The organism is Kitasatospora griseola (genome assembly GCF_014648555.1).
Lineage (GTDB): Bacteria > Actinomycetota > Actinomycetes > Streptomycetales > Streptomycetaceae > Kitasatospora > Kitasatospora griseola.
This window is the reverse complement of the sequence record NZ_BMRI01000029.1, coordinates 1-13153: the sequence shown is the minus strand read 5'-3', so window position 1 is coordinate 13153 and position 13153 is coordinate 1. Positions and strand designations below refer to the sequence as shown.

The 13153-nt window shown below is 70.9% G+C and carries 15 protein-coding genes; 5 read left to right on the top strand and 10 right to left on the bottom strand.

The annotated features are described in order from the left end of the window. The first annotated feature begins 131 nt into the window (after nucleotides 1–131). Nucleotides 132–1367 (top strand): acyl-CoA thioesterase/bile acid-CoA:amino acid N-acyltransferase family protein, encoded by a 1236-nt coding sequence (locus IEZ12_RS27815; protein WP_189275721.1) that lies wholly within the window; start codon nucleotides 132–134, stop codon nucleotides 1365–1367. Between the two features lie 25 nt (nucleotides 1368–1392). On the opposite strand, the gene IEZ12_RS27810 is transcribed toward IEZ12_RS27815, so the two are convergent. Next, entirely contained in the window at nucleotides 1393–2019 is a 627-nt protein-coding gene (locus IEZ12_RS27810; RefSeq protein WP_189275720.1) for a GNAT family N-acetyltransferase, read from the bottom strand. A gap of 152 nt (nucleotides 2020–2171) precedes the next feature. Between IEZ12_RS27810 and IEZ12_RS27805 the strand changes: the two genes are divergently transcribed. Both IEZ12_RS27805 and IEZ12_RS27800 read left to right on the top strand, forming a co-directional pair. Continuing rightward, nucleotides 2172–3008: an EamA family transporter gene (locus IEZ12_RS27805; protein WP_189275719.1), complete on the top strand. Its 837-nt coding sequence runs from the start codon at nucleotides 2172–2174 to the stop codon at nucleotides 3006–3008. A 580-nt stretch (nucleotides 3009–3588) separates the two neighbouring features. After that, complete coding sequence (locus IEZ12_RS27800) at nucleotides 3589–4290, top strand: B3/B4 domain-containing protein (protein WP_189275718.1); 702 nt, start codon at nucleotides 3589–3591, stop codon at nucleotides 4288–4290. A gap of 7 nt (nucleotides 4291–4297) precedes the next feature. Here IEZ12_RS27800 and IEZ12_RS27795 read toward each other — a convergent pair whose 3' ends face one another. The 3 genes from IEZ12_RS27795 to IEZ12_RS27785 form a co-directional block, all read right to left on the bottom strand. After that, nucleotides 4298–5314 (bottom strand): DNA topoisomerase subunit B, encoded by a 1017-nt coding sequence (locus IEZ12_RS27795; RefSeq protein WP_229848162.1) that lies wholly within the window; start codon nucleotides 5312–5314, stop codon nucleotides 4298–4300. 243 nt (nucleotides 5315–5557) lie between these two features. Further along, nucleotides 5558–6322: a LamB/YcsF family protein gene (locus tag IEZ12_RS27790; RefSeq protein ID WP_100589380.1), complete on the bottom strand. Its 765-nt coding sequence runs from the start codon at nucleotides 6320–6322 to the stop codon at nucleotides 5558–5560. A gap of 260 nt (nucleotides 6323–6582) precedes the next feature. Further along, nucleotides 6583–7044, bottom strand: coding sequence for a MarR family winged helix-turn-helix transcriptional regulator (locus IEZ12_RS27785; protein ID WP_043908975.1), 462 nt, complete (start codon nucleotides 7042–7044; stop codon nucleotides 6583–6585). Nucleotides 7045–7115: 71 nt separating this feature from the next. On the opposite strand from IEZ12_RS27785, the gene IEZ12_RS27780 reads away from it, so the two are divergent. After that, nucleotides 7116–8600, top strand: coding sequence for an MFS transporter (locus IEZ12_RS27780; protein ID WP_229848160.1), 1485 nt, complete (start codon nucleotides 7116–7118; stop codon nucleotides 8598–8600). Between the two features lie 126 nt (nucleotides 8601–8726). Here the strand turns inward: IEZ12_RS27780 and IEZ12_RS27775 are convergent, their stop codons facing one another. Then, nucleotides 8727–9170, bottom strand: a complete 444-nt coding sequence (locus IEZ12_RS27775) for a DUF732 domain-containing protein (RefSeq protein ID WP_189275716.1) — start codon at nucleotides 9168–9170, stop codon at nucleotides 8727–8729. Between the two features lie 317 nt (nucleotides 9171–9487). Next, the gene (locus IEZ12_RS27770; protein ID WP_189275715.1) at nucleotides 9488–9802 is read right to left on the bottom strand and encodes a hypothetical protein; all 315 of its coding nucleotides are present in this window, start codon (nucleotides 9800–9802) and stop codon (nucleotides 9488–9490) included. 209 nt (nucleotides 9803–10011) lie between these two features. Here IEZ12_RS27770 and IEZ12_RS27765 point away from each other — a divergent pair, with 209 nt between their 5' ends. Further along, the gene (locus tag IEZ12_RS27765) at nucleotides 10012–10257 is read left to right on the top strand and encodes a GntR family transcriptional regulator (protein ID WP_189275713.1); all 246 of its coding nucleotides are present in this window, start codon (nucleotides 10012–10014) and stop codon (nucleotides 10255–10257) included. A 101-nt stretch (nucleotides 10258–10358) separates the two neighbouring features. Here the strand turns inward: IEZ12_RS27765 and IEZ12_RS27760 are convergent, their stop codons facing one another. The 4 genes from IEZ12_RS27760 to IEZ12_RS39260 all read right to left on the bottom strand — a co-directional run bounded on the left by IEZ12_RS27760 (nucleotide 10359) and on the right by IEZ12_RS39260 (nucleotide 12980). After that, nucleotides 10359–11282 (bottom strand): JmjC domain-containing protein, encoded by a 924-nt coding sequence (locus IEZ12_RS27760; RefSeq protein ID WP_189275711.1) that lies wholly within the window; start codon nucleotides 11280–11282, stop codon nucleotides 10359–10361. A 14-nt stretch (nucleotides 11283–11296) separates the two neighbouring features. Next, entirely contained in the window at nucleotides 11297–11785 is a 489-nt protein-coding gene (locus IEZ12_RS27755; RefSeq protein WP_189275709.1) for a hypothetical protein, read from the bottom strand. A 92-nt stretch (nucleotides 11786–11877) separates the two neighbouring features. After that, complete coding sequence (locus IEZ12_RS27750; RefSeq protein WP_189275708.1) at nucleotides 11878–12120, bottom strand: DUF397 domain-containing protein; 243 nt, start codon at nucleotides 12118–12120, stop codon at nucleotides 11878–11880. Between the two features lie 416 nt (nucleotides 12121–12536). Beyond that, nucleotides 12537–12980, bottom strand: coding sequence for a hypothetical protein (locus IEZ12_RS39260; RefSeq protein WP_229848158.1), 444 nt, complete (start codon nucleotides 12978–12980; stop codon nucleotides 12537–12539). Nucleotides 12981–13153: the final 173 nt, after the last annotated feature.

Here is a 13153-nt window from a genome sequence, read left to right as displayed (position 1 = left end):
CGTATCGGGCGATGAATTGCGCAGGATCGTTCGGGCGTCCAACCTCCGCGCCCGGAGCGGAAGTTCGGGACCGGGGCGGTTGATCGCGGCTCCCGCCGGGTGCAGAATGCTCCGCGACACAGGGGGATGGAATGGTCTGGACAACCCGCCGCGCGCTGGGCTCCGCCGCCTTGGCCGCGCTGCTGCTCACCGGATCGGCCGGCTGCACGTCGGGATCGGGTCGGCACCACCTGGTGATCACCGCCGACGAGAAGGACGCGTTGGTCGACCAGCCCGTGCACCTGGTGCTGGCCGGTCTGCGGCAGGGCCAGGACGTGACCGTCACCGCCGAGGCCGAGGACCTCCTCGGCATCGGCTGGAAGTCCACGGGCGTCTACCGCGCGGACCGCAACGGCACGGTCAGCCTCGACCGGGACGCGCCGATCAGCGGCTCCTACCGCCAGGCCGACGGGATGGGCCTGTTCTGGTCGATGCTCCCGACCAACGGCAGCGTCAACACGGTGTTCAGCCCCCCGTCGCCCCTCACCGCTCCCGACTTCCCGGTCCGGATCACCGCCACCGCCGACGGCCTGGCCGCCGCCGAGCACACCGTGACCCGCCGGTGGACGGTCGACGGCGTCACCCACACCGAGCTGAACCTCGACACCGACCACGTGCGCGGCACCCTCTTCCTGCCGCCCGCCGGGACGCCCGCCAAGACCCCGGTCCTGCTGTTCGGCGGCTCCGGGGGCGGCAACTCGGGCGTCGACGCCGCCGCGCTGCTCGCCTCGCACGGCCACCCCGCGCTGTCCATCGCCTACTTCGGTCTGTCCGGACTGCCGCCCACCCTGCAGAACGTCCCCGTCGAGTACACGGTCGGTGCGGCCCGGCTGCTCGCCGAACGGACGGGCGCCACCGGCATCGCCATCGACGGAAACTCGCGCGGCAGCGAGCTCGCCCTGCTGGTCGCCGCCCAACTGCCCGATCTGGTGCGGCGGGTGGTGGTGTTCGCGCCGTCCGCCGAGATCAACGGCGGCCTGCCGGACGGGACAGCCTGGACCGAGAACGGCGTACCCGTCCCGACCGGGCCGATCGCGCTGGACCGGATCCCCGCGTCCATCCTGGCCGTCGCCGGAGAGAACGACCGGCTCTGGCCCGCGCCGCGCTGGGCCCGGCAGATCGGCACCCCCACCGCCGCCGCGCCGAACCGGCAGGCCCTGCTCTACCCCGGTGCCGGACACGCGGTCGCCGGCCTCCCGTACCTGCCCGCCGGGAGCACCGCCACCCCGCTCATCGGCGCCCCGCTCGACCTGGGCGGCGACGCCGAGGCGAACGAGGCCGCGCACCTGGACGCCTGGCCGAAGTTCCTGTCGTTCCTGGACAGTTGACGGCAGTTGTCGTTTCGGCGGCCCGTCAGTCGACGTCCCGGGCCGCCCACTCGGCGCGGGTCAGCTCGTACACCACGTCGCCGTGCTCGCTGCCCGGGATCGGGTCCGGCCAGTCCTCGAAGAACGTCCGGACGTGGCGCAGTCCGGCCCGCTCCAGCACCCGGCGGGACGCGGAGTTCACCGCCATGGTGGTGCCCACCACTCGCTCCGCCCCCAACTCGTCGAACGCCGCACCCACCAGAGCGACGGCCGCCTCGCTCGCGTACCCCCGCCCCCAGGCGGCGGGCAGCAGCCGGTACCCGACCTCCAGCCCGCCGGCCGGGCCGGTCTCCAACCCCACCGAGTGCGCCGGACGCAGCGCGGCCCAGCCGAGGAACGGCTCCTCATCGGTGGCCAGCGCCCAGCAGCCGAGCCCGGCCGGCAGCCGCTCGTACTCGCGCAGCAGCGCCGGGAGCACCTCGTCGGCGACCTGCGCCGGGGGCATCGGGCGGCCGTCCTCCAGGTGCCGCATCACCTGCGGATCGCCGCACAGCGCGGTGACGGCCGGGAGGTCGGCGGGGGAGAGGCGGCGCAGGGTGAGCCGGTCGGTGCGCAGCCGGATGTCCGTGGGGTTCGCAGGGTTGGTGGGGTTCGTCGGGTTCGTGGGGTTCATGGGGGTGAGCAGAGCAGCCGGGCGCGGGGTGCGGCAAGTGCTTTCCGGTCGTGTGCGGGCGGGCGGAACAGTTCGAGCGATCAGTGTGTTGGTCTGCTGCGTACAGTCTGCTGTACCGTTCCGGTGTTCCGCTCCACGGTTGGGGAAATGCCATGATCGCTCTGCTGCTGGCCCTCGGCAGTTCGCTCGCCTACGGCTGCGCCGACTTCCTCGGCGGCCTCGGCTCGCGCCGGGCGCACGTGCTGCGCACCGTGCTGATCGCCGCCCCCGCCAGTCTGCTGGTCGAGCTGGCGATGTGGCCGTTGCTCGGCGCGACGTTCGACGCGGCGGCGATCGGCTGGGGCGCGGCCTCCGGCGCGGCCTCGGCGGCGGCCTTCGCGCTGCTGTACCGCACGCTGGCGATCGGCCCGATGAACGTGCTGTCTCCGGTGACGGCCCTGGTGTCGGCGGTACTGCCGGTCGCCGTCGGTCTGCTGCAGGGTGAACACCTCGGCACCGCCGGGCTGCTGGGCCTGCCCCTGGCCCTGGCGGCCGTGGTGCTGGTCAGCGCGGGCACGGCGGACGGCCGGGCCCGGGTCTCCCGGACCGCGTTGCTGCTCGCATTCGGGGCGGGCACCGCGATCGCCGTCCAGCTGGTCTGCCTCCACCAGGCCCCCACCGGCAGTGGCATCGCCCCACTGATCGTCGGACGGACCGTCACCTCCGCACTCACCCTGACCGCCGCCGCGATCTGGCGCCGCCGGCTCGGCCCCGAACGCCCCGCGTACCGCCTGGCGGCAGCAGCCGGAGTGCTCGACTCGACCGCCAGCGTCCTCTTCCTCCTGGCCGCCCGCACCGGCGACCTCACCGTCGTGGCCGTCATCACCGCCCTCTACCCGGCCGGCACCGTCCTCCTCGCCCGCGCCGTCCTCGCCGAACGCATCCACCGCACCCAACTCGCCGGCCTCGGCACCGCCGCCCTCGCGGTCGGCCTGCTGGCGCTGGTGTGAATGGGCGCGCGATCTCGGGCCTCCGGGCCGGAGCTCAGCGGCCGGCAGCGGCCCGGGACCGGCGTGCCGCCGTCGCGCGTGCCCGCTGTCGCGGTGCGGCACCCGGTCGGCACGCCGGCTTCGGCTCGGCCTGGTCCGGGGCTTGGGGTGGCGGCTGCGCTGTACTGCCGCGCTGTCGCCGGCGCGGAGCCGCGTTCGGCCTGTCGACGGCTCGCCGTTCGGCTGTCGCCGTGCGGCGTTCGGTCGGCATGCGGGTTTTGGCCCAGGCAAGGGAGGCCTGGGGTTGGCGGCTGCGCCGTAGCGCCGCGCTGTCGCCGGCGCGGAGCCGTGTTCGGCCTGCCGACGGCTCGTCGAACGACTGTCGTCGCCGTGTGGCGGGCGTGCCGGTTTTCGGTTCCTGCTGGAAGGGGCGAGTGCCAGGTGCACCGCACCGCCGGGCTGTGGCCCGGGTGTTGTTGTGGTCGTCGGGCTGTTCTCGTCGCCCCGCACTCCACTCATCTGTCCGAATCGAGCGTGGCGCATCGCGTGCGGATGCCCGCGTCCTGTCCGTCCGCATCTCTCTGAACGGAGCACCATCCGGATGGCGTCTGTGCACCTGCACCCGGCTGTGGCCGAGGCCTTTCCCGACACTCGGATTGCCCTCGTCACCGCCCGGGGCATTCGTGGGGCCGAGCCGTGGCCCGAGACCGTTGCCGTGATCGAGCGGTTGGAGCGGGAACTTGCCGAAGGCGTCTGGCGGCCGGCGGACGAGGGTGATTCGCGGATCGGGGTGTGGCATGCCGCGTATCGAGCCTTCGGCACCAATCCGCGGCGGGTTCGGCCGAGTGTGGATGCGCTGGGGCGGCGGCTGGCGAAGCAGGGGGTGTTGCCGCGGATCAACGCGGCGGTGGACTCGTACAACGCGGTGTCCGTCCGACACGGGCTGCCTGCCGGGGCGTTCGATCTGGCGGCGGTGGACGGGGAGGTGGTGATCGGGTTCGCCGATGGCGGTGAGGAGTTCACGCCGCTCGGGGAGCCGGAGGCGGTGGAGCGGCCGAAGGCGGGTGAGGTGATCTACCGGGATGCGGCGGGTGTTCTCACTCGGCACTGGAACCATCGGGACGCACACCGTACCCGGGTCACCGAGCAATCGGTGGAAGCGTTGTTCCTGTTGGAGACGCTGCAGCCGGACGAGGGGCAGTTGGCGTTCGCCGCAGGAGAGTTGGCCGAGCTGCTGGCGCCGCACAGTGCGGGGGTGGCGGTGCGGTACCTCGACCCGGGGCAGGCTCGGGTCGAGGTCTGAGGCGGCGTCAGCGGGTGGTCGGCGCGGCCGCCCGCTCCGGGTGTTCGTCCCGCCAGGTCTCCAGCGCCTGCTGGACGGCTTCGGCGACGCAGGCCCGGACCGGGGTGTTGCCGAGGATCTCGCGGCAGGAGCCTTCGTAGCTCGGTTCGTCCAGCTTCACCGAGACGACCGCCGTCAGCCGGGCGTCGGGGCCGAGTACGGCGGCCACGCCGTCGCGGAAGCCCTCCAGGTGGGTGCCGTCGTCGATGCGGCGGGAGTTGGCGAACGTCGCGATCTGCGGTTCGTTGTCGCCGGCCGGGGCGAGGGCGATCGCCATCGACCCGCCCATCCGGTCGTCCTCGTGTTCGACGACGATTGCCTCGGCCGGGTCGGCGCCGAGGCGGGCGAGGAACTCCCGGACGCCGTCGGGGGAGTGGAAGCGCTCGGTGTGCGGGACGTCCCCGCGTGCGTCGGTCAGGGTCAGGTCCAAGGTGCGGTTCAGTGCGGCGAGTTCGCGGAAACGCTCGGTCAGGGTGGAGCGGTCGAACGTCACCGTCTCGAAGATCTCCGGGTCGGGCCGGAAGGTGATGGTCGTGCCGGTGCCGTCCGCCGGGCCCGTCGGGTGCGGTGGGGCGACCGGCTCGCCGCGGGAGTACTCCTGGCGGTTCGTCACTCCGCCGTGCCGTTCTTCGGCGACCAGTCGGTCGGAGAGCGCGTTGACCACGGAGAGGCCGAGGTCGAACCAGCTGATGACGTGACGGCCGCCCCGGCGCGCGCCCAGGTGCAGGACCGTCAACTGTTCGTCGAGGGGCCGCCGGTAGACGCCGTCGTGGGTGACCCGCACGCTCCCGTCGGCCAGCAGGGCGACCTCCACCCGGTCGGCGTGCCCGAGCAGCACCTCGTCCATGGCCGACTCCGCCACCTCGTACAGCAGGTGGTGCAGGCCCCGCTCGCCGGTTGAGCCGATGTACATCCCGGGCCGTTTCCGGACCGCCTCCAGGCCCTCCAGCACCACGATCGAGCTGGCGTCGTACGTATCCGTCACAGTGTCCCCTCCGATGTGCTCGGGCAGTGCCCCAACCCTAGGGGAAATTGGAGAAAACGCCAGGTCAGAGGCGGTATGGCGAGGGCGCGCAGGCCGCGCCGCGGGGGGTTTCGGAGGGGGTCCGCCGCCACGGTCGCGGGTGGGGGCGCGAGGGGCGTGCGGGTGTCGCGGAGGGCGCGGGAGGGGCATTTCCGGGCGGTCGCAGGGCCACGAATTCGAGGAATTTTCGGCGGCGACGGCCCGTCAGGTGAAGGCCTCCACCCGGACGCCCGCGGAGGCCAGCGCGCCCCGGACCCGCCAGGCGAGTTGGGCCGCGCCGGGGGTGTCGCCGTGGACGCAGAGCGAGCGGGCCTGGACGGCGATGGGCTCGCCGCCGAGGGCCGCGACGGTGCCGTCGCGGGCGATGCCGACCGCACGGGCGATGACCGCCTCGGGGTCGTGGACGACGGCTTCCGGGTCGCGGCGCGGCACGAGGGTGCCGGCCCAGGTGTAGGCGCGGTCGGCGAACGCCTCGGTGACGACCGGGAGCCCCACGCCCTCGGCGACGGCCAGCAGTCGGGAGCCGGGCAGGCCGAGCAGCGGCAGCGGGCCGTCGCAGATCGCGCCGGACCGCAGGACGCCCGAGACCACCGCCTCCGCCTGCTCGTTGTCGTGCACGACCCGGTTGTAGAGGGCGCCGTGCGGCTTGACGTAGGAGACCCGGGAGCCGGCGGCGCGGGCGAACACCTGGAGGGCGCCGATCTGGTAGGCGATCTCGTCGGCGAGCTCCTCCGGCGGGACGTCCATCGCGCGGCGGCCGAACCCGGCGAGGTCGCGGTAGGAGACCTGGGCGCCGATCCGCACCCCGCGCTCGGCGGCCAGCGCGCACACCCGCCGCATGGTGGACGGGTCGCCGGCGTGGAAGCCGCAGGCGACGTTGGCGCTGGTGACCACCGAGAGCAGGGCTTCGTCGTCGGTGAGGCTCCAGCGGCCGAAGCCCTCGCCGAGATCCGCATTGAGATCAATCACCGCTTCGGCCACCACGCCTCGCCCGCCCTTTCCCGCGCGGTTCGACCCGGGGCCCCGGGCGCCCGCTCCTGGGGCGATCGTAGGGCCTGATCGTTTCGCCGGGGACGGGTGCCGGGCTCCGGGTGACAGGTTTTACCCGGCAGTTCCCAGGCCGAGGCGCACCGGCCACCCGCTCGGGTGCAACGCGGTCGGGGGAGCGTCCGGCGGCGCGAATTGACGCCGGGTCGGGGCCGGGAGGAAGGCGGGGGCGGGACGGGTCGTCAGTCGCGCGGCCAGGGGCGGCCCTGGATCTTCTCGATGTCGCGGTTGAAGCGTTCGAGTATCCCGGCGAACCCGGCGAGGTCCTCGGCCGTCCACTCGTCGACCACCTTGGCCAGTCCCTGGATCGACCAGTCGCGGTCGTGGTGGAGGCGGCGCAGGCCTTCCTCGGTGATGCGCAGCTTGCGCGCCACCCCGCCGTCCGGGTCGGGGATCCGGTCGACCAGGCCGGCCCGCAGCATGGCGGCGGTCTGCCGGTTGACGGTGGAGGTGTCCAGCCCGAACGCCTCGGCGAGCTGGCCGATGGTGAGCGGGCCCTCGGTCTCGATCCGGCTGAGCAGCGTGTACGCGCTGCGGTCGAGGCTGTCGGGGCTGCCGGAGGTGCGGGCGGTGGCGAGCACCTGGTGGCGGCTGAGCAGCATCATTTCCCGCTCGATCAGGGCGAGTTCCTTGGCGTGCCGCATGCTCCTCCGTCCCGTGCGTCACTTTTCGGCAGCATATCCCGCGGGCAGTAAATATGTATGGTACACATTATATGCATCATGCATATCGTAGTCAGAGAGAAGAGAAGAACCCCATGAGTCAGGCACGCACCGGCCCTGTCGTCGGAGTGCTCGCCGGCGCGGGCATCGTGGTCTCGCTGATGCAGACCCTGGTCGTCCCGCTGATCCCCCAACTGCCGCAGCTGCTCCACACCACCGCCGCCAACGCGTCCTGGGCGATCACCGCCACCCTGCTGGCCGGCGCCGTCGCCACCCCGGTGCTCGGCCGACTCGGCGACATGTACGGCAAGCGCAGGGTGCTGCTGATCAGCCTCGCCCTGCTGGTCGTCGGCTCGGTGGTCTGCGGCCTCAGCAGCTCGCTCGCGCCGATGGTGATCGGCCGCGCACTGCAGGGCGTCGGCGCCGGCGTCATCCCGCTCGGCATCAGCATCATGCGCGACGAACTGCCGCCGCAGAAGCTCGGCTCCTCGATGGCGCTGATGAGTTCCTCGCTCGGCATCGGCGGTGCGTTCGGCCTGCCGCTGTCCGCCGTCATCGCCGAGAACACCAGCTGGCACGCCCTGTTCTGGATCTCCGCCGCACTCGGCGCGCTGATCGCCGGCGCCGTCGTCGCGTTCGTCCCCGAATCGCCCGTTCGCTCCGGCGGGCGCTTCGACGTGGTCGGCGCCATCGGCCTCACCATCGGCCTGGTCGCCCTGCTGCTCGCCGTCTCCAAGGGCGGCGACTGGGGCTGGGCGTCCGGCTCCACCCTCGGCATGTTCGCCGTCGCGGCGGTCGTCCTCCCCGTCTGGGGCTGGTGGGAGCTGCGCACCGAGCAGCCGCTGGTCGACCTGCGCACCAGCGCCCGCCGCCAGGTGCTGATGACCAACCTGGCCTCCGTGGTGATCGGCTTCGCGATGTACGCGATGAGCCTGGTCTCCCCGCAGCTGCTCCAGCTGCCCACCAGCACCGGCTACGGCCTCGGGCAGTCGATGGTCCAGGCCGGCCTGTGGATGGCCCCCGCCGGCCTGGTGATGATGCTGCTCTCGCCGATCTCCGCCAAGCTGTCCCGGGCCAAGGGCCCCAAGGTCTCGCTGCTGGTCGGCGCCGTCATCATCACCGCGGGCTACCTCGCCGCGCTCGCCCTGATGGGCCACGCCTGGGGCGTCCTGGTGTTCTCCTGCCTGATCAGCGGCGGCATCGCGTTCGCCTACGCGGCGATGCCCGCACTGATCATGGGCGCCGTGCCGGCCTCCGAGACCGCCGCCGCCAACGGTCTGAACGCCCTGATGCGGTCCATCGGCACCTCCACCTCCTCCGCCGTCATCGGCGTGGTGCTGGCGCACATGACCATCGACTTCCACGGCCGCGCACTGCCGTCGGAAGGCGGGTTCCGCACGGCTTTCGTGATCGGCGCCGGCGCGGCCGTCCTGGCCGGCCTGGTCACCCTCGCCATCCCGGGCATCCGCAAGGCCGCCGCGCTGAAGGCCGTCCCGGCCGAGCCGGCGGCCGTGGCGGAGGGGGCTGCGGCGAAGTAGCCCCGCACGGCGGGAAGTCGGGGGCGCGGGGTGGACCCTACACCCTTGCAAGTGGTGAGAGCGCCTGATCAGAACAGAAAGAGCCCCGCCCGGGACCATGCCGGACGGGGCTTCTCTGGTGGTGCGTCAGCTACAGAACGACCCCTTCACGGCGGCAACGATCGCGGTTGCCTGTTCCGGCGTCACGGTCACCGAACCGCCCGTGAACCGGGCCGCCGCGTTCTTCTCGACCGTGGCAGCATCCTTGCCGCTCTTGATCTCCTGGCAGATGTTCCGGGCCCGGTCGACCGCCTTGTCTTCCTTGGCCGCCAGGGCGGGGTCTACGGCCTTCAGAGCGGCCACCAGGGCGACAGTTTGTGCCTTGTCGGGTGACGGGATGCCGGACGGCTGTTTCGGGGCTTCGCTGGTCGTCTGCGCGGCCGGGCTGCTGGCCGGTGCGGCGGGTGCACTGGCAGTCGGCTTCGGGTCGGCAGTTGCCTTGTCCTTGCTGGTGCCGGTTGAGCTACAGGCAGTCAGCGCCAGCACACCGGCCACGGCCATGAGTGCCCACGTCTTGTTTTGCTTCGTCATTTCCACCCCTTGATCAATCTTTGGGCACATGGCTATCACGTGGCCCCTGACGTGCGGAAGCCCCGCCCGGATCAGACCGGACGGGGCTTCTGTTCACTGCCGCTACTCGGGCGGTATCGCCCAGCACTCCAGAGCGTGTCTCCGGGTGCCGCTGGAATCCACCCACGGGGCCCTGTCGGTCCGGTGGCGGGGCGCGTAGACCACCGGCCAACTGAGACCGGCCCGGATGCTCCACCCTGCCTTGAGAAGCGCGGCGAGCCCTTGCGTGTTGCCTTCGGCCCGGTCGGTTCGGACATGCTTGATATAGGCCCTACTCATCACGCCACCGCCCCAGCGAGGGTGTGCGCACCGGGGTAGGTGTAGCCGGTGTCCGGAAGCCCCAGCACGACCGCGCGGAGTGCTTCGCGCCGCGCTCGCTGGCGCTGCATCTCTTCGTACTGGCTCTGCATTTCGTCCAGTTCGGCAAGCCACCTGCTGCGGTCGATGTATGGGCGGGTCACTGGACCGGGAAGCGGCTGTTCCTGGATCTTCGCGTGTGCGTGTTGTACGGGCTGGTCATGCGCGACGGGTTCGTTGGTCGGCGCGGTGGCGAGTTCGGTGATGCGGCGTTTGCCCCGGGCGGGCAGTGCCAAGCACAGGATGTAGCGCAGAGTGCGGACGATAAGGTGTCGCATGTTCGTTCAGCTCCCAACTAGCTGTCCGGACGGCCCCCGGCAGTCGATTAGGCCCGACTACTGGGGGTCCTTTTGTTGAAAATACGGGACCAGCCTATAGCTATCTATAGGTAGTCATGCGCTCCGGTGGGGCGGCGTAGCGGCATGCAGCCCGCTAGCGTGGAGCTGTGACCGACCTTGACCCGACCCGCCCGAAGTGGCCGCAGGTTGCTGCCGAGCTTGCTGCCCGCATCGAACGCGGAGACTCCGGCTTTACGCCCGGTTCGATGATCACCGGCCCGATGGTGCAGGCCGAGTTCGGTCTTGCGAAGGCAACCTCGGCGAAGGTGTTCACGGAACTTCGGCGGCGGAAGCTGGTCCGGACCGAGTTCGGCATGGGTAGCTTCGTGACAGACCAGGACGAGCGGGGCTGACGACCCGGCCTCGTCCGCTACTGCTCATGCGGACGGGGCCAGTCAGGGGCGCGGGTAGGCATGGACCGGTACCGCTTTCACTTGCATGCCAAGTGAATTCGCTAACGGCCGTGCCCCGGCCTGTGACCCTGTCCGGCGGGTTCCGAGAACAGTGCCGCGCGAATGGCATCCGCGACGTCCGCCGGATCAGTGGTAGCCAGGTGTCGAACTGTCTGCGCCAGCACGTCTGTCAGCGTCGCAGGCAGGGTCTCGGGGGTGAGCCGGCTCGGTGCGATACCGGCCCGGAACTCGGGACGTTCGAGCGCGGTATGCACCAGGGCTTCCGCCAGGTCGAGCGGCACGCGCTCCCGCAGAGCGAAAGTCAGGTGCAGCGACGGATCAGGATCGTCCGGGAGGCAGTGCGGGCTGTGGACCCACCCGCGCGGTATGACCAGCGTGTCACCAGGGTTCAGGTCGAACACCGCGTACGGCTCGGTGCTGTTCCACCGCTCTTGCATCTCTGCCGTCCACGTGGTGGGAGACGACAGGTACTCGTCCACCGGGAACTCCACTTCCGGACGCCAGATCGGCCAGCGCTTGCGGCCGTGAAGCTGTGTCACCACGGCAAGGAACTGATCCCAGTGATGCCTGAGCCCCTGCGCTCCGGGCGGGGTGACGAAGCCCGAGACGAACAGCGTGTACCCGGTCTCCGCTTCGATCTCGCGGCACAGCTCGGCCACGTACGGCACTCGCGTTTGCAGATACCGCAGGTTGACCGTGTGCCCGCTTTCGAACAGCTCCCGCAGCTTCCCGGGACGCATCCTGCCGTCCCGTGAGAACCGTCCCGGGTGAACGGCTTTCCCGTCCTTCACAGCGGCCGTGAACGCGGGGTCCGTCAGCCCGTGGTCGATGTACGCCCCCATGAAAGGCAGCGTGATTCGCTCGTCCAGCTCGGACCCGTCACGGCGGTACACCGCCGGTTCGACAGGGCAGGCACGTAGCAGTGCCTCAGCCGCTTCGGAGCCGACCAGGGTTGCCAGCGCCATGCAGTCTTCTCCGATCACGAGGGGGGAAGCGGACAGGGGAGATCGGGCAAGTGCCGGTTCGGACATACGACCACGCACGCGTTGAACATGTAGTCCCCGGGCAGGTAGTGCATCCACACCACGTCCGTGCCGTTGGTGAGCGCGGCAGCCGCGTACTCCACCTTGGCGGAGAGCCCCGGGTGGATCGGGCGGCCGTCCGGAAGCGGCACCGGCGGGTGGCGCTCGAACTCGCCGGCCAACCACTCCGCCGCTTCCTTCGATTCCCTCCACGTCTGGCCTGCAAGGCAGTCCGGTCGACGCAACAGCCAATGCCCGGTACGCATCGGCGGAATCGTCCGTTCTTCGAACCGGAGATATGCCTCCTGGTCGGGGCGCTTCATCGCGTCCACCATGTCGCGCCATTCCGTGTTGAACGGGGCGGGGCGCCGCAGGTACTCGGCGTGGTACTGGTCGGGCCTACCGATCCACGGGCCGTAGCCATGGAAGTGGGCGAGTTCTGTCACTGGGGTTATCCTCCACGGAGCGGGGGCCGCTGGTCTGACTGAGACTCAGACCAGCGACCCCCGTGTGATTCAGTGGTGCGTCAGCCTGGAACTCAGACCGCCGTGCCCCGGATGACGGTGATCCGGTCGGCGAGGGCGTCCAGCTCGGCCCCGGTGAAGCGGAGCAGCGGTGAACCGTTGCCCAGCTTGCTGTCACCGAGCGCGTAGGCGTCCACCGCGCCCGGGATGGCACCGATGGTCGCGCACGACTCGGACTCGCCGTCGCCGCTGTTGCCGCCGCACGCCTTGGCCAGCGCCAGGCCCTCAGTCGGCAGCGCGTACAGGTTGGTCGTCATTTCTCCGCCTAGGGGTGATCGAGCGTCCGGCCGATCGGGTGACCGGTCGGGTGGTGCACCCGTTTCGTTCGCGGGGTTGGCACGCGACCCAAACGGGAGTTGTTGGGGCTACTCGGTGGGGCAGGCCGGGACATCTGCCCGTTGGACAGTGCTGGCGAGTTCGTGCGGTGTCTCGGCCTCGGCACTCATCGTCCGGTCCCTGCGGCAGCGCGGGCCCGTCTGTGGCGCTGCCACGCTTCGAGCCAATCCGGGCCGTATGCGCCGCCGATCACGGCGAGCGCCAGGGCGACGAAGCACGCCACCCACCGCACCCCGTCATCCGGTGCCAGCATTGCGAACGCGAGTACCGCGCCAGCTGGCACAGCGCCAAATCCGAGCACCACAAGGCCCGTCAAGGCAGTCAAGCGCGTCACCGCTTACCCTGCCTTCCCGCCGATGACGGCCGCCATGTCCGCACGGACCCGTTCGTTGACGGTCGCCTCCCTTACGTTGTGCGGATCAGCCGTCCACGGCTCGCCGTTGCCGAACACCCCGGCGAGCCGCCACCGTTCGCCCTCCACGCCGCGGAACTTGCCGAGTCGGCCTGTAGACGTGTCGACCAGCAGTTCGCCGGCGTTCGGGACCGCCTTGATCGCGTGGAGCACCGACGCGCCTGCGAGAACGGCGAACGCCAACTCCTTACCGGGATCAATGTCCAAGTTGCCGAGTGCCAACCGACAGTCGCCCGACTCCGCCTGCTCCACCTTGAGTCCCGGCAGCACGACACCGATGGAGTTGAGCGCACTCCCTAGGTAGGCGCACGCCGTACGCGCCTGCTCGAACTGTTCTGCCCGAAGTTGTGCAAGTAGCTCGTTGGTCACGCTGTCCCCGATCGCTCCGAACCGTGCGGGGACACAACTTTGCGCGCCGAAACAGGTCGTCAGGCAGGGGGTAGCCGCTTGGGGTAGCCAGACCCTCTAGATGATTGATGCCAAGGGTTAGTGGTCGTAGGCGGTCAGCGAGCGCTTGACGGGTTGGCCGGTGTGGTCGTTGT